We start from the raw sequence: 22,236 nt of genomic DNA, 5'->3' as shown, positions 1-22,236 counted from the left end.
TGATAGTTTTGGATAAATAAAGGAGAGCTTTAAGCATAACCCCTGCGATTATTTTTAGCTATATTTAGCGCATTATAATTGCCCGCTTATGCAATAGGATAAACATGACCTCTTTACAGCACATAATTAATCGCCGAGATTGGGAAAACCCAATTTCAGTACAAGTTAATCAAGTAAAAGCGCACAGCCCACTCAATGGATTTAAAAGCGTTGACCATGCCCGTACTAACACGCAATCGCAAAAACAAAGTTTAAACGGTCAGTGGGACTTTAAATTATTTGATAAACCCGAAGCGGTTGATGAATCGTTGCTAAGTGAAACACTAAACAGCAACTGGCAAAGTATTACAGTGCCTTCTAACTGGCAATTACACGGCTTTGATAAACCTATTTACTGTAATGTTAAGTACCCATTTGCAGTTAACCCGCCTTTTGTACCAAGCGACAACCCTACAGGCTGTTACCGCACTGAATTTAATATAAGCGAAAGTCAGCTAACTCAGCGTAATCATATTATTTTTGAAGGCGTTAACTCGGCGTTTCACCTGTGGTGTAACGGACAGTGGGTGGGTTATTCACAAGATAGCCGTTTACCGAGCGAGTTTGATTTAAGCGAACTGTTAGTTGCAGGCACTAACCGTATTGCCGTTATGGTTATTCGTTGGAGCGATGGCAGTTATTTAGAAGATCAGGACATGTGGTGGCTAAGCGGTATTTTTCGCGATGTTAGCTTACTTACAAAACCACAAAACCAAATACGTGATGTGTTTATAACCCCCGATTTAGACGCTTGCTATCGCGATGCAGCACTACATATAAAAACGGCGATTAATGCGCCGAATAACTACCAAGTAGCAATGCAAATTTTTGATGATAAAACACCACTATGTGAGCCACAAATTCAAAGTACTAACAATAAACGTGTTGATGAAAAAGGTGGCTGGAGCGATGTAGTATTTCAAACAATTGATATACAAAGCCCTAAAAAATGGACCGCCGAAACCCCGTACTTATATCGCTGCGTTGTGAGTCTGCTTGATGAACAAGGCAATACCGTCGACGTTGAAGCTTATAACATTGGCTTTAGAAAAGTAGAAATGCTTAACGGGCAGCTTTGCTTAAACGGCAAACCGCTACTTATTCGCGGTGTTAACCGCCACGAACACCACCCAGAAAACGGCCATACAGTTACTACCGCCGATATGATTGAAGATATTAAGCTGATGAAGCAAAATAACTTTAATGCCGTACGTACTGCTCACTACCCTAACCACCCTCGTTTTTACGAACTGTGTGACGAGCTAGGTTTATACGTAGTTGATGAAGCAAATATAGAAACCCATGGCATGTTTCCTATGGGGCGTTTAGCTAGCGATCCGCAGTGGGCTGGTGCATTTATGTCGCGTTATACGCAAATGGTTGAGCGCGATAAAAACCACGCCTCAATTATTATTTGGTCACTAGGAAACGAATGCGGACACGGCGCAAATCATGATGCCATGTACGGCTGGTCAAAAAGCTTTGACCCCTCTCGCCCAGTGCAATACGAAGGCGGAGGCGCAAACACAACGGCTACCGACATTATTTGCCCAATGTACGCCCGTGTAGATACCGATATTAAAGACGATGCGGTACCTAAATACTCTATTAAAAAATGGTTGAGCCTACCAGGTGAAACTCGCCCGCTTATTTTATGTGAATACGCCCATGCAATGGGTAACAGCCTAGGTAGCTTTGACGATTACTGGCAAGCATTTAGAGAATATCCACGCCTGCAAGGCGGCTTTATTTGGGATTGGGTAGATCAAGGTTTATCTAAAACAGACGAAAACGGCAAGCATTATTGGGCTTACGGCGGCGACTTTGGTGATGAACTAAATGACCGTCAATTTTGTATAAACGGGCTATTGTTCCCAGACCGCACGCCGCACCCTAGCCTGTTTGAGGCTAAATACAGCCAGCAACATTTACAATTTACATTGCGTGAGCAAAATCAAAACCAATACACCATTGATATATTAAGCGATTACGTATTTAGACACACAGATAACGAAAAACTGGTTTGGCAATTAATGCAAAATGGCATCTGTGTTGAGCAAGGCGAGCATGTACTTAATATTGCCCCGCAAAGTACGCACACGTTAACGATTAAAACTAAAACAGCGTTTGAGCAAGGTGCACAATATTACCTTAATTTAGATGTAGCACTAATTAACGACTCACACTTTGCAAACGCTCAACATATTATGGATACCGAACAATTTAAGCTTATAAATAGTAATAATTTAAGCAGTAAGTCATTTGCATCATCATCTGAGCAAAACGCTATAAGTGTTAATGAAACCGACTCTCAACTAAGTATTGAAAACGATAAATTTAAACTTATTTTTAGCAAGCAATCAGGGCTTATAGAGCAGTGGTTACAAAACGATACTCAGGTTATTAGTAGCCCACTGGTTGATAACTTTTATCGTGCCCCACTTGATAACGACATTGGTGTAAGCGAAGTAGACAACCTAGACCCCAATGCATGGGAGGCTCGTTGGTTGCGTGCAGGTATAGGGCAATGGCAGCGCACATGCAGCTCGATTCACGCAGTGCAATCAAGTGTTGATGTACGTATTACTTGTGTATTTAATTACGAGTTTAATGGCGTGCTACAGGCTCAAACACAGTGGCTATATACACTAAATAATACCGGCAATATTAGCTTAAATATTGACGTGCACTTAAACGATACTCTGCCGCCAATGCCGCGTATAGGGCTAAGCACAACGCTTAACAAGCAAAGCGATACAAAAGTAAACTGGCTAGGTTTAGGGCCTTTTGAAAACTACCCAGATCGCAAAGCCGCAGCACGTTTAGGTTATTACAGCTTGAGCTTAAATGAGCTACATACACCGTATATATTTCCAACTGATAATGGCCTGCGTAGCGATTGCCAATTGCTGAGTATTAATAACTTAACTGTAACTGGCGCGTTTTTGTTTGCAGCCAGCGAGTATTCGCAAAGTACGCTAACGCAAGCAAAGCACACTAACGAACTAATTGCTGATGATTGCGTACATGTACACATTGATCATCAACATATGGGCGTAGGTGGCGATGATTCATGGAGCCCAAGTACTCATAAAGAGTATTTACTTGAGCAAAAGCAGTACAGTTATTCTTTAACTTTTTCAGCTAAATAATTTAGTAGTTAACCTACAAAAACAGCGGCCAAATTGGCCGCTATTCTTCAATTAATAAACTCTATTTTTTAGCTAGCTTTTTAACTAATACGTTATCAAGCGAAAAGCTTCCCGCTCCTTGAATTGCTAAAACTACAGTTACTACAAGTAACGTTAATGCGTATTCATAGCCATTGTTTGCCATAAATAAGCCATTACTAATATGTACGCTAAAAATAGCAATCATCATAGTAAAGCCGGCAACTACAGCTGCTGGGCGAGTTAACAATCCAATTGCTAATGCAATGCCACCAAAAAACTCAGCGCTACCTGCCATCATTGCTAACCAATAGCCAGGCTCTAAACCAATACTCGCCATCCATTGACCTGTACCTTCAAGCCCGTAACCGCCAAACCAAGCAAATAGTTTTTGTGCACCATGCGCCGCTAAAATAAGGCCAACTGGTACTCGTAAAATTAATGCTGCTACGCCTGCTTTTGAGCTAAGTAATGTGTTTAGTAATTTCATGAGTTTAGTCCTGTTTTAATTTATTTAATCGTTAGATTTTTCCTAACCGTTGAGCACAGTTTACTATCATCATTAAAAACATTAATACAGACTTTATTGGTTAATTAGCAACACAGTATTTATAATAAACCATAAAAAAACCGCCAACCTAAAGGTCGACGGTTTTTTATTAACGCTAAAACTTAGTATATTTAAGTAAGCGCTTAGCTTTGAAAATTAAGCAACTGCTTGCTCTAAAATTTCGCGGCTTTCTTTAAGCGTAATAGCTTGGTTTTCACCAAGTGCCAGCATGCCGTGTGCTTCAAGTTTGCCAATAATATTGTCAATAGCAGCGGCTTTATCATCGCCATGCTCAGTAAGCTGGGTCGCTACGTCAAGGCTGTGGTAAAACGCTTCGATTGCTAAAATTGTTTTCTCAGCTAAATCGTCAGATTGCTCAAGACCAAATACGTTTTTACCCATTTGCTCTAGTTTTGCTTTTTTAACTGCAAATTGGTTGCGTAGTAAAGAAGGCTGAACAATAGCAAGTGAACGAGCATGATCAACGCCGTAAGCGGCTGTAAGCTCGTGGCCAATCATGTGTGTTGCCCAATCTTGCGATACACCAGAACCAATCAAACCATTAAGTGCTTGGTTAGCTGCCCACATAAGGTTTGCACACCATGCGTCGTCTTGGTTTTCAAAGTTATCGCCCAGTGTTTTAAGCGTTCTTAAAAGTGCCTCTGCGTAACCTTCTTGAACCAATGCTGTTTCAGGGAATGTTAGGTACTGCTCACAGGTATGAACCCATGCATCTACTAATCCATTCACAAGTTGGCGCTGTGGTAATGTTTTCATTACATCAGGGTCCATAATCGCAAATTTAGGAAGTACTTCTGGTGATGCAAACGGTAGTTTTTGCTTTGTTGCTTCTTTGCTCACAACTGAGTTTTGGTTAGACTCTGAACCCGTTGCAGGCAATGTTAATATTGCACCAATTGGTAATGCGCTAGTAATAGTGTGCTTACCAGTAGGAATATCCCAACCTTCGCCATCATAAACTGCAGATGCTGCAATGTATTTAACGCCGTCGATTACTGAACCGCCGCCTACACCTAGTACAAAGTCGATGCCTTGTTCTTTACAAATTTTTACTGCTTGGTCTAGTACTTCTATAGTTGGGTTAGCGCCAACACCCGAAAACTCAACCCAGTCAAAGCCTTCAAGTGCTGCTGCAACTTGGTCGTACACGCCGTTCTTTTTAATTGAACCGCCGCCGTACACTACAAGTACTTTTTGATCCTTTGCGATCAAATCAGTTAGTGAGGCAATTTGTTCTTGGCCGAACTGGATAAGTGTTGGGTTTACGTAGCTAAATTTCATTATTTTGCTCCTAGGTGACGGTTAAATACTAAATAGAATGCTTAGTTACTAACTAGGCTAAACTTCAATGAGTGCATATTAGTGGCAAAACAAACATAAAAAAAGCCCAATAACTCGCAAAAGCTTGCCTAAAACTGTCAAGATTGATATTTTACGCAAAATTCGTACGATAGTAGAAGTTTTAATGTCCTCAATAGCCAACATGATGCAAAAATTCGCAGAGCACAATAATTTACTTAACTTTGAAGGCAACATGGAAACCATTATTCCAGGTGTGTATTTTCATCGTGCAAGTAAAAGCTCGCCGCGCCAGCCACTTATATATAACTCAGGTATTATTATTGTTGGACAAGGACATAAGATAATTCATTTTCCTGATCATCAAATAAAATATGGTGAAGGCGACTACCTTGTTTTAGGTGTACCTGTGCCACTTGAATGCGAAGCTTTTACCGATAACAACCTGCCTGTTATGGGGATTGTTATAGATATAAACCCGGTAATGTTACATAAATTAGTAAACCAAATTGGTACACATAAGCCATTCACTACTGGGCAAATGAGTGGCGTTCAATCGGCTAAAATAGATGGCGCAATGGAGCAAGTAACCCACCGTTTACTTAGCGTGCTTAATAACCCCATTGAGGCTGACGTTTTTGGCGAAGATATAGTAAAAGAATTAGTATATCGTGTACTTTGTGGCCCACAAGGACATACTTTAATAGGGCTTGCTATGCATGATGGGCATTATGCGCGTATCGCCCGCACGCTTTCAACTATGCACAGTAGTTATGCCAATCAAATTACAGTTGAGGGGTTGGCTGAAGATGTAAACATGAGCGTATCGTCGTTCCATCGTGCTTTTAGGCAAGTAACGTTTGAGTCACCTTTGCAGTATTTAAAAAAAGTACGCTTAGCTAAGGCTAAAGAGCTTATAACCAGTAGTGGAAGCAAAGCCAACGAAGCCGCATTAAAGGTTGGCTATACCAGCCCATCGCAATTTAGCCGCGAATTTAAACGCCACTTTAATAAAACCCCCAGTGAAATGTTAATTCAACTACATAACTAGGTAATGGTTTTAGAGATGTAAATTAACCGAGAGAGTCAATCTTAAGCACTGCTTTTTTTGGTGTTTAGCAAAGCTTGCTTAGTAAATTGGCGATTAATAAGTTGGCTAAAAATAATAGTAAATAACGTTGAGAAAATGGCAGCTGTTGCGTACACCTGCCAAATCATAAAGTTATGTTTTAACATAAACGCAATCACCGCAAAAAATACACACCCACCTAATGAACCAATAAGACCGCCATTAAGAATTTTAAACGTTGAGGCTTGTTTGTCACTAAAATGGGCAACACTGCCCATTACCGCCAAAATAACCGGAAAGGTAGATATTAACCCGCTCCACGCAGACCCTATATGCTGTGATATAAACGTAACAAGCACGATAAAGCTCGTCACTAATATCATTTTTACCAGAAGCTCCCAGCGAGCATTTAATGGTTTTGCATCAACCGATATATTTAGCTTTGTAGAGATAATAGTTAAACCGAGTAAAATACAAAGTGAAACCACACTCGCCACAATAATATTCACTGGTAAAAATAAAGTAATAACGCTAAATACACACCAAATACTCAACGCTGTAAAAAGCGATTTAAGCATTCCAAACCTTCGTGATACAACCAAGTAACTAAAACAAAATAAGCCTATACCGCTCATACCATAAAGAGAGGCCACCGCTGAGTTAGCTGCAAATAATTTACCTTGCTCTAATGCTATAAAATAAGAAATAGGCCCAGAGGTAATAGGCAAGCCAGGAATTATGCCGCTAACAAAACTACCAAAGCGTTTTTGGGCGAATGTTATTAGTAAAATAAGCAAAGGTGCAATTATGAGTTTAAGCAGCATAAATAACAATAAAGTATGAGAATTGAAATTAAGTCTACGTGTCTATACCTACATTGTAGAGTGAATAAAAATCATGTATGTAGCGTAATTTTTTTTACCTGTAAATATTAACTAATTTATCAAAACACTGATTAATAGTTATAAAAAAACCACTTGTTAAAGTGGTTTTTTAGCTTAACTTAAACAACAGCATTTATACTTTTTTAAATAAAACCTCTGGATTTACCATGGTTTTCATTTCAAGCACATTGCCATTTGGATCTTCAATAAAAAACGTTTCTTGCTCAAACTCATCACCAATAAAACGGCGATATGGTTTATCTAGGTATTCAATACCCGCATCTTCAATACGTGTTTTTAACCCGTTAAATTCATCTTCAGATAAGTGAATCCCAAAGTGAGGTACTGCTACAGCTCCCATATCAACATCATGGCGAACTGTTGGTAGGCGCTCAACACTTTGGTGCAAGGTAAGTTCATTACCCCAAAAATCTATATCTACCCAGCGACCTTCTTCACTGTTACCCGTTTTACAGCCTAGTACGTCACAATAAAACGCTTTAGCCACTTTTAAATCGCCAGCCGGAATAGCCAGATGTAAACAGTTAGACATAAATAACCCTTGGTTAACACTTTAATACATTAAATTATCGCCATTATACATAACTTGTGATTTATAGAACATTAACAGCGGCACTATTAAGCATATTTAATACCTAAATGCAGTTTAAAAAACACGCTTTTAAAGTTTGTAATTACTTATAACATTTATTTGTTAGAGAGTATTAGAAAGCGCAAAAGGATTAGTTTAAAATGCGCCGCTATGATTAAATTCTTACTTTTAAAATTCATCACTTTCTTTTTAGGCTTTGTAGCTTGCTTTGCTATGCACACTACTTTTGCATTACCTTTAGTGATTTCTGCTGCGCTAACGGGGCTTATTGGCTCGTTTATTCCTTTTCCTGCACATTATAAAAACCATCCGTATGCTGCAATTTATGCTGGTAGCTTTGCAGGCATGTGTTCAACTCATTTAATTACCAGTTACTGGGAAATTGCTATTATTTCGCTTATTGGCTCAAGTTTGTATGTGCTTACTATGAATATGTTTACAGGTTTTGGTGGCAAGCTTGGCAGCGTAGCTTTTGCAAGCGTGGCACTTTTTGTATTAGCCAAAGGAATTGTATTATGAGTATTGAATATCCATTACTTGTACTGCTTGGGGCTTTTTTAACATTTTATTTAGCTAAGCATAGTCGCTTTGACGGGGTTAGAGCGTCGTCTTCACTTTCTATTATTGCTTATTTAATTTTTAGCGCTTTAAATTTGAACCCCGATTTATACGCAATTGTATTTTTTGGCGGCACATTCATAGGTATGAGCGCCCCACATCGATTTGGTATTTATACTGTAGCAAGCTCATCTATTTTGTTTTCAATCTTATTTGAATTTCTTGTACCAAAACTTGACGGCTATGGCGGTGCATTGGGTATTAGTGCATTTTTATCTGTATGTATTTGCCATACTTGTATTTTATTAGGTGCCCCAAGAAGTAAAAAACCGCCACCAGTTCAATAAAAAGTGGAAACTAGGCTGATTTTTATCCTGACATTAACTTTAATATATTTAAAAATTAGAGTGTAAAATATTCATGTTTTAACCTGTTCCTTTTTTCTGCAAGTCTGTTAGAATCTTCCGCGAACTTTATTTACCCTAAATAAAGACAATCATATATGGATTTATGAAAATGAAAAAACTAATCGCAGTAGCAGCTCTATCTTTACTTCCTTTCTCAAACGCAATGGCTGACCAAGATATTGGTTGTGGTCTTGGTTCTATGTTATTTGCTGGTCAGCAAGGTAAAGGCGTTAAAATTTTAGGCGCTACAACAAATGGTACATCTGGTAACCAAACTTTTGGTATCACTTTTGGTACTCTTGGTTGTGATGGTACTGGTACAGTAACTTCTTCAGAAAAAATCGCTTTATTCATTGACGGTAACATGGAGCAACTTGCTCGTGATATGTCAAAAGGTGAAGGCGAAACTTTAGCTACTCTAGCTGAAGCTTGGGGTGTTGCAGATCAAGATAAAGCAGCGTTCAATAAGCTTGCTCAAGCACAGTTTTCTTCAGTATTTACTTCTGAAAACGTGACTTCACAAACAGTTTTAGAAAACCTAAACACTGTTCTTGCAAGTAACGCACAACTTGCTTCTTATACTCTTTCTTAATCAGCTAAATTAGCCGGTTTTATACGTATAAATAAAGCCGCTGGAGTATTTCTCTAGCGGCTTTTGTAATTTAGTGATTATGAAAAAAATATTATTTGGTTTACTGCTCGCTCTTTTTAGTACTTACTCAAACGCTCAAAGTATTGAAACAAATACATTAGCAACACACTCTTACTGGCTTAAATTAGGTCACTACCGCTTGGCCACATTAGGTGATTGGAAAAGTGAAGTAGACAGTGCTGAGTTTTTTTTATCTCCTACAGGTAAAACAAGCCCATATGACGAACTTAAAGCCACTATAGCCGCATTTAGTGGTAAAAATACTGACCCAAAAACAACACAATATCGTTGTCAGTTTCCTGCACGTTATAAATGGCTAAAAACAAAAATTGAAAATAACTGGCCCGAACTTAATTGCCCAGAGCTACAGGCGTGGCAAAAAATAATAAACCCTAAAGGGGTTACGTTAGTTTTTCCAACTGCATTTATGAATAGCCCATCATCAATGTTTGGCCACACTTTACTTCGTATTGATGCAAAAGATCAGACTCGCCATAAAGAGTTGCTCGCATTCGCAGTTAATTTTGCAGCAGAACCAGACGGCTCAGATAACGCAGCTATGTATGCACTAAAAGGCTTGATTGGCAGCTATCCAGGTAAGTTTTCACTTATGCCATACTATAAAAAAGTACGCGAATATAATGATTTAGAATCTCGTGATATTTGGGAATACAAACTTAATTTATCAGAGCCACAGGTAGAGCTTATTTTATTGCACTTATGGGAGCTACAATTAGCTACATTCGATTACTTTTTTATTGATGAAAACTGCTCTTACCAATTACTTGCATTATTACAACTTGCACAAGAGGACCTTGATTTAACATCGTCATTTAATATGCAAGCTATTCCATCAGATACCGTTGCAGTACTAAGAAATAACAACTTATTACAAACACCTAATTACCGCCCTGCTTTTGGTACTAAGCTTTACCATTACTCTACTCAAATGACTGACGAACAACTTGATGATGCAAGAGAGTTAATGCAAGGTGGCTCTCTCAATACTCGTAATTACTCACAGTCGCAATTAGTCGCTATTTTAGAAATGGCGTATGAATGGTTAAATTTTGAATTTTACGATAAAGCATTAAATCGTGAAGAAATTGCCCCGCGACTAACTAAGCTACTCCTAATGCGCAGCAAATATAAAGTAGCTTCGCCATTTACTAAGCCAAGCCGCCCTATTGCTTCCCCAGAGCAAGGTCATGGTTCTTCTAAAGTATCGCTAGGTAGGGTACAAAATAATAACCAAGCAAACCTTACAAATTTTGGTTATAGGCTTGCGTATCATGACTTATTAGATAGGCCTGAAGGTTTTATAGCGGGTGCACAAATTAGTTTTTTTGATTTGGAAGCCGCTATTACTGACGAAGGAAATGCAGATATTGAACATTTTTACTTATTAGATGCTATGTCGCTTGCACCCGATAACCGCGTATTTGATAGCTGGTCGTGGAACTTTAAAATGGGCTTTGACCGACAACCAAGTGACAATAAACGTTTAGGCCGCTTTTTTACAAAAGGAGGCTATGGTAAATCTTATGGCGATCCTAATAATCTACACGGCTATATTCTTGGTCAATTTGAGCTAAATACAGGCGATATAACCGACCGACTTAGTACTGGAATAGGCAGCGAAGCCGGTGTAATTTGGCAAGTAAGCAATAACCATAAACTCGCTTTAACTGGCAATATATTATGGCTAACTGATAACGCAGCAAGTAAGCACAGCGAAATAGCTATAACATGGAATTACGCTGTTTCTCGCAATGTATCGCTGCGCAGCAAAGTACAGCATGCTCAATGGCATAGCCATAATTCATCAATGAGTTTAGCTATGCAGTTTTACTTTTAACTTTCTCAATATTATTTATATTTAATGCTACTTGTAGGGTAGCCAAATAGCACTCTACATTTAGCTTTTATTCCCGATGCCTTATAAACACTTTTCAATAAGTGCTCCCACTGATGAAACGTAATAACGACTGGGTTATTGCTATTAAGCTGCCCTATAATGCCGTATTTACAAGGCTTTGATTTATCTTCTTCTACAAAGGTGCCAAATAACTTATCCCAAATAATAAGTACACCTGCAAAGTTTTTATCAAGGTAGCCTGTATTTATTGCGTGATGAACTCGGTGATGCGAAGGCGTATTAAATACTTTTTCAAACCAGCCTAACTTACCCACTATTTGAGTATGTACAAAAAATTGATACGCCAAATTTAATGCAACCACGCTAAATACTGTTAGCGGTTCAAATCCAATTAAAATCATAGGTAGCCAAAACACCCACATACCGGCTACGGGGTACATTAAGCTTTGCCTAAATGCGGTGGTGAAATTCATTTTAGTTGAGCTGTGGTGCACCACATGTGCAGCCCACAACCAATGAATATGATGCGATGCTTTATGAAACCAATAATACAAAAAATCTTGTAGTAAAAATGCAAATGCAATACTTAACACACTCACTTCAATATCAAACAATCTATAGTCATACAACCAATTAAATAAAGGCATTAACAGCAGTAACGCAATAGCATCTGCGCCTTGGTGTAATAGCGCTAACACTGTATTTGCTAGGCTATCTTTTATGTCGTAATAGCACTTAAACTTAATAAACTCACAGCAAACAAATATCAAAAATAACGGGCTAAGAGCGAGCAAAATAATTTCTGAGTTCATACTTTACCCGCCAAAAAATAATTATTTAAATTGTTTAACGCTTGGGTTATATCTTTTGTAATAACATATTTAAGTAATGCATTTGGCATCCACCATGGAGCTGAGCAGCTTATGCAATAGTTAAGTTCGGTAACTAAAGTATTGATGTCTTTATTTGCACTGAGGTATATGTCGCCTCGATGATTAGCTACTGGTTTATCGCCTACTATTTGGTAACTGATCTGATTTTGATCGGCACTGATTATTTGCTCTGAAAAAGTTATTTTACCTATTTTCACTTGCCTAACAGCTCCTTTTCCGCCTTCTATTTGCCCTTCGTCTTGTGCTTGTAGCAGCGTAAATTTGGCATTAAAAAATCGATGCAACTGTTGATGATCCAATAGTGTGCTTATTATTTGCTGTGGCTGTGCATTAAGCGCTTGTTTAATTGTTATAAGTATCATTTTTACAGCAAGAGGTTATTAGGCATTCAACTAGCATATAAAAATTTAACGTGGCAAACTTGCTAATACACGACTATTTTTTAGCTTTAGATGACAAATGCACACATTGGCTGATCATTACTTTTCAAGTATTCTTGATTACTTACAAGCGCAAGGCATTAATACTAAAACGGCTTTGCACGCTATTAGCTTTGACGAATTTAGTAATCAGCGTACCCATCAATTAGCGCCGCGTATTAGTTTAAATAGTTACAATGCTTTATTAGTTTATGGCAAGAAAACACTTAACGATCCTCTTTTTGGTTTTACCCTAGGTCAGCAAATTCGCACTGCTGACTACGGCGTTTTAGGTTACTTAATTGAATCAAGCGATAACTTAAGCAGTGCCATTAAAGCATTGTTAAGCTACGACAGCTTGGTGGCTGATATTGGTAAAGCCAAGTTTGAACTAAATACTGATACAGCAACTATTCGTTGGATTGCTCACCAAAGTTGTAATGAGCATGTTGTTTTACGAAACATGACCGCGTGGGTAAGTGTAATTCGCCAGTTAATAAATTTAATGCTTTCGCCAAGTAGTATTAGTTTCACTTATAATTGGTTGCCATCGCAAAGGCGCGCCCTTGAATCATGGTTTAAATGCCCTGTAAAAAGCAGTGCTGAATATAATCAAATTAGCTTTCCGAGCGATTATTTGACGCTGCCCTTTAAAACCGATAACGCCATTATTAATTCTACTTTTAAGCAATTGTCAGAGCAGCAACTCTCTAACTTTAAAAGCCAGCAGTGTATTGACGATAAAGTTAATCAGTTACTTACAGCTAAAACTACCTTGCAAAACTGCAACCTAATAGGCATAGCTGATGCGCTTAATTTAACACCCCGAACGCTACAACGACGCTTAAAACAACAAAACTTAACCTTTGCTCAGCTACTCGAAAAAGAACGTAAAAAACGTGCAGATACATTAATAGCCAGCATGCCACTTGCTGATTTATCTAATATTTTAGGATTTAAAGATCAAAGCTCTTTTAATCGAGCTTTTTTACGCTGGCATAAATGCTCGCCATTACAATTTATAAAATACAAAACAGCAAGCACAGCCAAATAAGTGCAAATTATTTACGTTATATAAACATAATATATATATGTTTTAGTTAATACTCTCTACACTAGGTGTATTATTGCTTTAAAAGATTTTTTATGTTTTTGCGTGTTTTATTAAGTGCTTTTGTATTTATTTTATATAGCCCCCTGTGTAACGCCGATTCGGTTACTTTTATAGCTGAAGACCTTCCTCCTTATCACTTTAAAAATCAGCAAGGTGAAGTAAGCGGCGCTTTAGTCGACATTGCCAAAGCAGTTGTGAAGCAAACAAACTTAACCGCTAATTTTGAAATAATGCCTATGGCCCGCGTTTTTAAGGAGCATAAAACAAATACCAACGCCATAATGTTGTCTTTGTTAAAAACCCCAGAGCGGATTAATAAATATACGTGGTTAGGCGAAGTGTATTTTGCAGATGCTTATTTAATTAGCTTAAAAAGCCATGTAGATGAAGTTGTTCACTTAAATTTTGCTAAAGAGTATAAAGTAGCAACCATTCGTGGCTACCTGAGCGAAGCCTACTTAAAGCAAAAAGGCTTTACCGAAAATAACAATTTAATACTGGTCAGTTACTATAATCAACTTTGGCAAATGCTTTATAAAAACCGGATCGACTTTGTAGTAACTAATACACTTACACTTAATAACGAGCTAAAAAGCCTAGGACTCGATCCTAGCCTAATAACAAAACGAATTCATTTAAGCGATCTTCCCTCCTCACTTAATTTTGCAGCAAGTAATCAACTTAATCCTAAAACAGCTAAAGCACTCTCTGACGCATTAAGTAATATTAAAGAAAATGGTGAATATCATGCCATTTTAAACAAGTGGCAACTTTTATTACCAAACACGACTAACTTGCAGCACTAACCATAGTTAAAGCCCGGCATTAGTTATTGGCAGTGGTTATTTAGTTATTTGCTAAACGCGGCAAAGCAAACTACAAAATTAAAAATCTCCTCCCCCCCAAAAAATAGACTACACCTTAGCGCCAAAATCTACGTTAAATATCACTAAGAGAATAGCCAAGCACATAAAAAATACATACCGGAAACACCTCCATAAAAGCCGTTAAAAAACACCTCAACCAAATTGGTATAACAATAAATCATTTTAAAAATATTTAATTTTACTAATTGGTAAGTTTTAATTGTTAAATTGGTATGCTAGATTGAGATTAAGCGATGCCTGTACCGCACAATTTTTACTTCATCACACAGAGACAATAATGATAAAAAATACATCCACATTTAAACTTACGGCTTTAGCCGTTATCACCCCTTTACTTTTTACCGCTTGTTCAAGTACCCAAAGCACTAATCAGCAAAGCGATGCACCGGTACCTGCAACAAAGTTTGATTTATCTCACTGGAAAATAAATGTACCAGTTGATTTAAACAACGACGGTAAAATTGATGAAATAGATGTAGAAGAAATTCAGACTTACGCACACCCTGATTTTTTCTACCTTGATGAAAAAGGCTACATGGTATTTACCTCCCCTAATAAAGCGCTTACAAGTGCTAACTCTACTAATACCCGTAGTGAACTTAGACAAATGATCCGTGGATCAAATACTAAAATTAAAACTAAACACTCTAAAAACAACTTTGCTTTAGCTGTTCACCCGCTATCTGACCGATTTGGTTCTGTTGGTGGAAAAATGGAAGCAACGTTAAAAGTAGATCACGTTGCGCTACGTGCGACTGATCCTGATAAAAAAGCAGCTTACTCGGTTGTTGTAGGACAAATTCACGCGGGTAAAGATCAGGCACTTATTGATACCAAGCTTGGTTATGGCTGGGGCAATGAACCAATTAAAATATATTACAAAAAATGGCCTGGGCACAAAACAGGCTCAGTTTTTTGGAACTACGAACGTAATTTACCTAAAACAAATCCTGACCGTAAAGACATTACTTACCCTGTTTGGGGTAATACATGGGAAAACCCTAACGAGCCAGGCAGCGCCGGTATTGCACTAGGTGAAGAATTTAGCTACACGGTAAATGTGTATAAAAATGTTATGCACCTTACATTTAGCACACAAGGCAAAGAAGACGTTAACTACTCTATTAACTTAGGTAATAACGTAGATGCTTATGGCAAAGTAGACGAAAAAGATCATCCAAATGGTTACGCTGCAGATTGGCATTACTTTAAAGCCGGCGCTTATAACCAATGTAGTACTAAAAGCGCGAAAGGTATTTGGTACCCAGGTTGTTTAGGTACTGGCGATTGGTCTACAGATAAACAAAATGGCGATTACGCTCAAGTAAGCTTTAGTAAACTTGCGTTAAGCCCAGCGACACCGCCAACAAAATAACTAGGCTAGTACAGCCTCAGATAAGTAATTTTTTAGTGATGTAAACAGTGGCGTTGGTAGATTATTAATATCGCACCAGCGCCACTTTAAACATTTATTAGGCTCTTTAAGCTCAGGCTCCCCGCCTTCAAAATCAGCTTTTACATACAACGTAATATAGTGTTTGTTCTCTGCTGTAAAAATATCATTGGTAAAATCAAGCTTAGTAATTTTACTTACCTTTAAACCTGTTTCTTCAAACACTTCTCGTATTGCACATTGCTCAACACTTTCACCAAACTCTAAATGCCCACCAGGTGTTGCCCATGTATTAGCACCGTGCGCACCAATGCGCTCACCTAGTAAAATTGTGTTTTGATGCTTTATAATAACCGCAACCCCTACTCTTACTACGTTACTCATATCGTATTTTCTCTTATTTTTACTGCCCGCCATGCTGAACCACACGCTTTGTATTGTCAATTTGGTATTTTTAAAACCAGTGTATTGATTAACTTTTAGCCGACCAAGGTCGAATAGCTTGCTTGCTAAAAAAAGCCTACATTTTGTAAGGTCTCTCACACACAAATTTAGCTTTAGGAGCCTTACATGTCAGGCGAATATAAACAGCAATATACTGCCTTTAAACAAAACCCAGCCCAATTTTGGCTCGAACAAAGTAAAAATATTCCATGGTATAAAACCCCCACAAAAGCATACACACAAGACGACGACGGGCTTTATCATTGGTTTAGTGACGGGCAATTAAACACCAGTTTTTTAGCGCTAGACCAACACGTTATTGCCGGATTTGGCGAGCAAACTGCACTTATTTACGACTCCCCAGTCACTAATACAAAGCAGACTTATAGCTACTCACAACTGCAACAAGAAGTTACTAAATTTGCAGGCGTAATACAATCGTTAGGTGTTACAAAAGGCGATCGCGTTGTTATTTATATGCCAATGATCCCACAAGCTGTTATTGGTATGTTGGCGTGTGCTCGTCTTGGTGCTATTCATTCGGTGGTATTTGGTGGGTTTGCTGCACACGAATTAGCTGTACGCATTGATGATGCCAAGCCCAAGCTTATACTTAGCGCCTCATGCGGTGTTGAAGTAAACAGCGTTATTGAATACAAACCACTCATTGATAACGCAATAGACTTAGCTACGCACAAAGTAGAGCACTGCATTATTTATCAGCGTCCACAAGTTACCGCCACTCTTAAGCCTAAACGAGACATAGATTGGACCCAGGCAATGCAAACGGCTGCAAGCGCAGATCCGGTGCCTGTAAATGGAGATGACCCGCTTTATATTTTATATACCTCAGGCACGACAGGCACACCCAAAGGCGTAGTGCGCGAAAATGGCGGTCACGCAGTGGCAATGCAATACAGCATGGAAACCGTTTATGGTATGAAGCCCGGCGACGTATTTTGGGCAGCGTCTGACATTGGCTGGGTAGTTGGGCACTCTTATATAGTTTACGCGCCGCTAATGTATCGCTGCGCGACAGTATTATATGAAGGTAAACCCGTTAAAACGCCCGATGCCAGTGCATTTTGGCGCGTGGTTGAAGAATATAAAGTAAATGCATTATTTAGTGCCCCCACCGCCTTTAGAGCAATCAAAAAAGAAGATCCAAATGCCGATGGTTTTAATCAATACGATACCTCAAGCTTAAAACGTTTATTTTTAGCTGGCGAGCGATTAGACCCTCCCACTTACGAGTGGCTTAAAGAAAAAACCAAACTGCCAGTGCTCGATCATTGGTGGCAAACAGAAACCGGCTGGGCTATTGCTTGTAACCCTGTAGGGCTTGAGTACTTAGCAACAAAACCTGGCAGCTCTACCGTGCCTACTCCAGGTTTTGACGTGCGAATATTAGATATGGATGGCAATGAATGCGCAGCTAACGAGCAAGGCGCCGTGGTAATTAAACTGCCACTTCCACCGGGTTGCCTGCCAACAATTTGGCAAGATACCTCGCGTTTTAAAGCAAGCTACCTAAATGAATACGAAGGTTATTATTTATCTGGTGATGGCGGTTATATTGATGAAGACGGCTACCTATTTATTATGGGCAGAACCGACGACGTTATAAATGTAGCAGGGCATAGGCTTTCTACCGGCGAAATGGAAGAGATAGTAGCCGCGCACCCTGCTGTTGCCGAATGCGCTGTTTTTGGTGTAAACGATCCCCTAAAAGGGCAACTCCCTATGGGAATGATCGTGCTTAAAAATGATTTTATAGGCTCAAGTACCGACGTAGAACAAGCGCTTGTTTTAAGTGTTCGTAATCAAATTGGCGCTATTGCGTGCCTTAAAAATATAGTCAGTGTAGATAGGCTGCCCAAAACACGCTCGGGTAAAATACTGCGTAAGTATTTGCGCCAACTGGTTGATGGCGAAGAGCTACAAATACCTTCAACCATAGATGATGCCAGTATCTTTGAAGAAATAAACCAACAACTAACACAAAGATAAACCCAACCAACCTATCTAAAGCCATTTTTATAATGGCTTTTTATTTCATCCTCATATTTGATCCTTTTACTTAGGTTTAGGCTTAGGTTTAAGTTTTAAGTTTTAATTTAACCAACAGCTGAAATTTTTTACAGCTTTGTACTTTCTTCTTTTAATAGCGTTATTAATTTAATCAATTTAAAAAGGAATGGTGTATGCCCCGCTTGCTACAAAAACTATTAACTACAGCCCTATTATTTATAGGCTTTGCCACACAAGCCTATGAAATAGAAGACTTAGGGGACGGCTTACACCGCTTTATAGACGACAGACACCGCTCAGTATTTTTAATCACTCCTGAGGGTGCAATTGTTACCGACCCGCTTAACAAAAAAGCCGCCACCTGGTTAAACGAGCAAATTAAAACTCGCTATAACGTACCGGTAAAATATGTAATTTATAGCCATAATCACAGCGATCATATTTACGGCGCCGAGGTATTTAAAAGCCCGCACACCATGTTTGTAGCGCATAAACTCGCTGCGCAAGATATTAAAAACACACAAATGAAAACGGTAATGCCCAGTCTTACTTTTGATAACGAGCTACTACTTACCCTTGGTGATTCTACAGTAAAGCTTAACTACCATGGTCCAAACGATGGTCGTGGTTCGGTTAGTATATTATTCGAAAAGCAAAAAACGTTGTTTGTAGTTGATTGGATTGTTATTGGCAGAATGCCGTGGCAAAAGCTGTGGAGTTACGATATTCAAGGCATGATTAATTCAACCCAAGTGGTACTCAAATATGACTTTGATACTTTTGTAGGCGGACATGCCGATATTGGCAGCAAGGCTGATGTAGCGCGCTATTTAACTTATATAGAGCTTTTATATAGCCAAGTAACAGCAGGCGTTTTAGCTGGTAATACGCTTGACGAAATTAAACAAAATGTAAAATTAGACCAATTTAGTGACTTTAAACAGTTTGATGCATGGTTACCACTTAACATAGAAGGCGTGTACAAGCGTTTAATGGAAGAGTCTGGCATGGGTTGGCGCAGCGATTTATAAGCTTTAGTCTAATAATCATTGGTATTGCCGTATTTAACGCAATACCAATGTATTCATTAATTAAATAAGGTTATTACTGATCAAACCTTTTTAATCTATCCCAATTACTTTAAGCAGTAACCTACATATAAACCGAGTAAGTAGTACTCCAAAAGCTCGCTAACGTTGTCAATATTTACTGCGTCTAGCTCATTTACACAAAACCACGCTTTGACAATAACCATGCTTTATAGGCTGGGTATATTTAGGTATTTTAAAAACTTCTTAGATTTACCAAGCATTCATAGGTATTTTTAAAGTTACTTGGCTACCATCTTCATTCTCTAAAAGTAATTGTAAAATCTCTCCAGATTCCTTGCGCATTAATTCTTTTGCTTCACTGGCAGGGCAGCCTGGAATTTTACAGCCTTCTATAGAAATGATTTTCTGTCCTGCAACAATCCCTGCTTTTTCAGCGGGTGAATTAGGCTCTACTTTTTCAATAACAAATGATGTTACCGTCGGGCTAAAAAAACCATCAGCCCCGACGTTCCCCAAAACTCCAAGTTTAACCTTCTCTGCAGCCAAGGCATTGAAAGAAGTAATTGAGATTAAAATAATTATGAATTTGAACATATGAATTAACACTCCATGTAAGTCTATTTAAGCTATAAGAAGCGATGAGTAATAGTTCGCTAAAATGTTTAGCTGAGTTGGATTAAGTCAACTATTGCGAATCTGGCTTGATGGTATCGTTAGCTATGAAGCAAGTCAAAATGGTATACCATCACCTTGATTTTCTTCATTAAGTATTCTTATTAGGCTTAAGGGGGCATCCATTGGATCTTTGCTGAAGTTAATAATATCTTGAATTCCAAGTGCAACTCCTGAATTAAACAATTTATCGCCTGCTGAACTGAAAGCAAAATCAATCACCTCTTGGGCATCATACGACCCAAAAAGATTAAAGTAGCTATCTAAAAGTATCCCTTTATGATCTTTTTCATTGAAAGGTGATTGAGAAATAATATGCAATTGAAATCCCATAATATAACCGGATATTAATTTGTCATGCTTAGATAACGAAATTAACTCTTCAGGACTAATTGGTAATATCATCATTTGACCAGAAAAAGTAGAACCAATTGCATCAATTAATTTCTCAATTTTCTTTCCCTTACCAAATCCAAACATAAAGCTTATCCTTTCTTGCATGCTAAAGACGTAGCACTAAGCAGTGCTAAAACTGCAGGTTATAATGTATAGAAAAAACCTAAAAAATTGCTTTAATTAACTTTAACTGAAGCTAAACGTCTTCGTGTTTTCTAAGTTGACTTTGTATATATTCAAGAACATTAAAGCTAGCCAACCATGTAGTAAACTCATTATTGTTAATATTTCCTTTCACATACTCATTAATTGCGATTGTTTCAGTTGATATTGTCTCTGTTGTTGACCAACTAATGTCAGTTAAAAGTGACAGTGCTTTAGGAAAAATTAAAAAATTAGATTGGATGAAATTTGCTACTTCTTCAGTATTATTAAACCACTCTAAATGAGAATGGCTTGAATTTAAAAGAGGGTGGATTTGCTTATCCGTTTGGTACTTCCCATAGTGCACACCGATCAACTCAAGCTCATCTCCAGAGCCTGTTTGATGCGTTCGTATTCTATTGAACATTGAATGTACATTAGACTCACCTATTTTGATTTTGTCTAAATTAACACTCCGTACTGCGTATATTATTTTACTCATTATTTGTTACATAAATCGAACATTATAAGAAACTCAACAAGTTAGCTGTACAAAATTAACGTACATCCCTACTCGCGCTACCCTCACTTTTCTTACCTACAGTTTTAGCAAATTACTTAACACATTACTATCACTAAGTTTTTTATGTTCTCAGCGTTAAATTAAATATTTTTGAATATAAAAAAAACGCGCTCAAGCAATTTTAAAGATGCCTTAGCGCGGTTTTTATATTTTAAATCTAAGTATTAAAAAAAGCGTATTAACTAAAATCGACCACCACTTCATAACGCCCAGGCATGTCGTTTACTTCGTATACCCAACCGTGTCGTTTTATTATTTTTTCGCTTAACTCCACCCCTAAACCGTAGCCAATATTGGCGGGCTTATTTGTGTTATTAGCAGTGTGTGGCGTATCCGTTTGTACGCTGCTATTTACTTATAGAGATCTCGTTGTGCAATATGCCATTACCTTGATAGCTTGGCTGACTACTACACGCAGCAAGCGTGCAACTAAGTGCAAATAAAAAACCGGTTGAGTGCTTTTTAAAATAAACCATTTAACTATGCCTAATTCGTACTATTACACATAGCTTATTAGGTCGAGGGTTAAGGAGGGGTTAAATGATTTAATCTAAATGTTGGGTTATTAATTTAACAGTAAAAAGTAATCACTTTAGATTTTTTACATCGTTATAAATTTTGCAGCTGCTCTATCAACCATTTATGGATTGGGCTGTTATTGGTACGCGGATGCCATGCGGCTATTACTTTAAAGGTAGGAGGCAGAGCTTCTATTTTTAGCTGTTTAACTTTGCTGTTTGGTAATAATCTTGATGGGTAAAACGCTAGCATATCGGTTGTATGTAAAATGTCGGGCACTGCTGAAAAACTCGGTACCGACATTACAATATTACGTTTTAGCCCTTGGCTTTCAAACCACTGATCGTGCGATCCGCGCAAATTAGCGCGCGATGGCGACACCACTAGCTGTGAATGCTTTGCAAATTGCGCCAAACTCAAAGGTTCAGTGTAAGTAGTGTTACCTATACCGGTAATACACAAATGCTGTTCTTCAAACAAAGTGATATAAGAAAGGTTGTCGGGTATAAATTCTGGAAAGCTTATCAGCAAATCAAGCTCGCCTGCCG

23 protein-coding genes are annotated in these 22,236 nt (G+C 38.2%); 11 read left to right on the top strand and 12 right to left on the bottom strand.

From position 1 onward, the window contains the following. Window positions 1–104 precede the first annotated feature (104 nt). Window positions 105–3,191, top strand: coding sequence for a beta-galactosidase (locus tag L659_RS0104515; protein WP_024589738.1), 3,087 nt, complete (start codon window positions 105–107; stop codon window positions 3,189–3,191). 61 nt (window positions 3,192–3,252) lie between these two features. Here the strand turns inward: L659_RS0104515 and L659_RS0104510 are convergent, their stop codons facing one another. Both L659_RS0104510 and L659_RS0104505 read right to left on the bottom strand, forming a co-directional pair. Continuing rightward, complete coding sequence (locus L659_RS0104510; RefSeq protein WP_024589737.1) at window positions 3,253–3,699, bottom strand: DoxX family protein; 447 nt, start codon at window positions 3,697–3,699, stop codon at window positions 3,253–3,255. Between the two features lie 216 nt (window positions 3,700–3,915). Further along, on the bottom strand, window positions 3,916–5,061 hold the full coding sequence (locus L659_RS0104505) for an iron-containing alcohol dehydrogenase (RefSeq protein WP_024589736.1): 1,146 nt from the start codon (window positions 5,059–5,061) through the stop codon (window positions 3,916–3,918). Between the two features lie 184 nt (window positions 5,062–5,245). On the opposite strand from L659_RS0104505, the gene L659_RS0104500 reads away from it, so the two are divergent. Further along, complete coding sequence (locus tag L659_RS0104500; protein WP_024589735.1) at window positions 5,246–6,130, top strand: AraC family transcriptional regulator; 885 nt, start codon at window positions 5,246–5,248, stop codon at window positions 6,128–6,130. Window positions 6,131–6,171: 41 nt separating this feature from the next. Here L659_RS0104500 and L659_RS01000000122925 read toward each other — a convergent pair whose 3' ends face one another. Both L659_RS01000000122925 and L659_RS0104490 read right to left on the bottom strand, forming a co-directional pair. Then, window positions 6,172–6,972 carry a hypothetical protein gene (locus L659_RS01000000122925; RefSeq protein ID WP_231388428.1) on the bottom strand — a complete coding sequence of 267 codons (801 nt, stop codon included), beginning with the start codon at window positions 6,970–6,972 and terminating at the stop codon, window positions 6,172–6,174. 193 nt (window positions 6,973–7,165) lie between these two features. After that, window positions 7,166–7,585 carry a VOC family protein gene (locus L659_RS0104490; RefSeq protein ID WP_010554617.1) on the bottom strand — a complete coding sequence of 140 codons (420 nt, stop codon included), beginning with the start codon at window positions 7,583–7,585 and terminating at the stop codon, window positions 7,166–7,168. 273 nt (window positions 7,586–7,858) lie between these two features. On the opposite strand from L659_RS0104490, the gene L659_RS0104485 reads away from it, so the two are divergent. From L659_RS0104485 to L659_RS0104470, 4 genes are all read left to right on the top strand, one after another. Next, window positions 7,859–8,164: a hypothetical protein gene (locus tag L659_RS0104485; protein ID WP_007587218.1), complete on the top strand. Its 306-nt coding sequence runs from the start codon at window positions 7,859–7,861 to the stop codon at window positions 8,162–8,164. Further along, window positions 8,161–8,550 carry a hypothetical protein gene (locus tag L659_RS0104480; protein ID WP_007587227.1) on the top strand — a complete coding sequence of 130 codons (390 nt, stop codon included), beginning with the start codon at window positions 8,161–8,163 and terminating at the stop codon, window positions 8,548–8,550. The genes L659_RS0104485 and L659_RS0104480 overlap by 4 nt, the downstream gene beginning before the upstream one ends. Before the next feature lie 169 nt (window positions 8,551–8,719). Then, complete coding sequence (locus L659_RS0104475; RefSeq protein ID WP_024589733.1) at window positions 8,720–9,202, top strand: DUF3015 domain-containing protein; 483 nt, start codon at window positions 8,720–8,722, stop codon at window positions 9,200–9,202. A gap of 79 nt (window positions 9,203–9,281) precedes the next feature. Further along, window positions 9,282–11,120, top strand: a complete 1,839-nt coding sequence (locus L659_RS0104470) for an Lnb N-terminal periplasmic domain-containing protein (protein WP_024589732.1) — start codon at window positions 9,282–9,284, stop codon at window positions 11,118–11,120. Window positions 11,121–11,131: 11 nt separating this feature from the next. Here L659_RS0104470 and L659_RS0104465 read toward each other — a convergent pair whose 3' ends face one another. After that, on the bottom strand, window positions 11,132–11,953 hold the full coding sequence (locus L659_RS0104465) for a sterol desaturase family protein (RefSeq protein ID WP_024589731.1): 822 nt from the start codon (window positions 11,951–11,953) through the stop codon (window positions 11,132–11,134). After that, window positions 11,950–12,396 (bottom strand): SRPBCC family protein, encoded by a 447-nt coding sequence (locus L659_RS0104460; protein ID WP_024589730.1) that lies wholly within the window; start codon window positions 12,394–12,396, stop codon window positions 11,950–11,952. The genes L659_RS0104465 and L659_RS0104460 overlap by 4 nt, the downstream gene beginning before the upstream one ends. A 97-nt stretch (window positions 12,397–12,493) precedes the next feature. On the opposite strand from L659_RS0104460, the gene L659_RS0104455 reads away from it, so the two are divergent. The 3 genes from L659_RS0104455 (at window position 12,494) to L659_RS0104445 (ending at window position 15,829) form a co-directional block, all read left to right on the top strand. Then, complete coding sequence (locus L659_RS0104455) at window positions 12,494–13,507, top strand: AraC family transcriptional regulator (protein WP_024589729.1); 1,014 nt, start codon at window positions 12,494–12,496, stop codon at window positions 13,505–13,507. 92 nt (window positions 13,508–13,599) lie between these two features. After that, complete coding sequence (locus L659_RS0104450; protein ID WP_024589728.1) at window positions 13,600–14,373, top strand: substrate-binding periplasmic protein; 774 nt, start codon at window positions 13,600–13,602, stop codon at window positions 14,371–14,373. Window positions 14,374–14,731: 358 nt separating this feature from the next. Then, complete coding sequence (locus L659_RS0104445; protein ID WP_024589727.1) at window positions 14,732–15,829, top strand: polysaccharide lyase family 7 protein; 1,098 nt, start codon at window positions 14,732–14,734, stop codon at window positions 15,827–15,829. Here L659_RS0104445 and L659_RS0104440 read toward each other — a convergent pair whose 3' ends face one another. Next, a complete protein-coding gene (locus L659_RS0104440) occupies window positions 15,830–16,231 on the bottom strand; it encodes a nucleotide triphosphate diphosphatase NUDT15 (protein WP_024589726.1) in 402 nt (133 codons plus the stop codon). A gap of 186 nt (window positions 16,232–16,417) precedes the next feature. On the opposite strand from L659_RS0104440, the gene L659_RS0104435 reads away from it, so the two are divergent. After that, window positions 16,418–18,301 carry a propionyl-CoA synthetase gene (locus L659_RS0104435; protein ID WP_024589725.1) on the top strand — a complete coding sequence of 628 codons (1,884 nt, stop codon included), beginning with the start codon at window positions 16,418–16,420 and terminating at the stop codon, window positions 18,299–18,301. Window positions 18,302–18,495: 194 nt separating this feature from the next. Beyond that, window positions 18,496–19,353: an MBL fold metallo-hydrolase gene (locus L659_RS0104430; protein WP_024589724.1), complete on the top strand. Its 858-nt coding sequence runs from the start codon at window positions 18,496–18,498 to the stop codon at window positions 19,351–19,353. Window positions 19,354–19,623: 270 nt separating this feature from the next. Here L659_RS0104430 and L659_RS0104420 read toward each other — a convergent pair whose 3' ends face one another. The 5 genes from L659_RS0104420 to L659_RS0104400 all read right to left on the bottom strand — a co-directional run. Next, window positions 19,624–19,968 carry a PDZ domain-containing protein gene (locus tag L659_RS0104420; RefSeq protein ID WP_024589723.1) on the bottom strand — a complete coding sequence of 115 codons (345 nt, stop codon included), beginning with the start codon at window positions 19,966–19,968 and terminating at the stop codon, window positions 19,624–19,626. Between the two features lie 135 nt (window positions 19,969–20,103). Further along, entirely contained in the window at window positions 20,104–20,526 is a 423-nt protein-coding gene (locus L659_RS0104415) for a hypothetical protein (RefSeq protein WP_024589722.1), read from the bottom strand. A 112-nt stretch (window positions 20,527–20,638) separates the two neighbouring features. Next, window positions 20,639–21,013, bottom strand: a complete 375-nt coding sequence (locus tag L659_RS0104410) for a hypothetical protein (protein WP_133120267.1) — start codon at window positions 21,011–21,013, stop codon at window positions 20,639–20,641. A gap of 503 nt (window positions 21,014–21,516) precedes the next feature. After that, entirely contained in the window at window positions 21,517–21,645 is a 129-nt protein-coding gene (locus tag L659_RS1000000124030) for a hypothetical protein (protein WP_269208790.1), read from the bottom strand. Between the two features lie 133 nt (window positions 21,646–21,778). Beyond that, a partial coding sequence (locus L659_RS0104400; protein WP_024589720.1) for a LysR substrate-binding domain-containing protein occupies window positions 21,779–22,236 on the bottom strand: 458 nt, incomplete at its 5' end.

This window comes from Pseudoalteromonas sp. S8-8 (genome assembly GCF_000497875.1).
GTDB lineage: Bacteria > Pseudomonadota > Gammaproteobacteria > Enterobacterales > Alteromonadaceae > Pseudoalteromonas > Pseudoalteromonas arctica.
The sequence above is the reverse complement of the archived record's forward strand: the minus strand, read 5'-3'. Positions and strand labels throughout refer to the sequence as shown.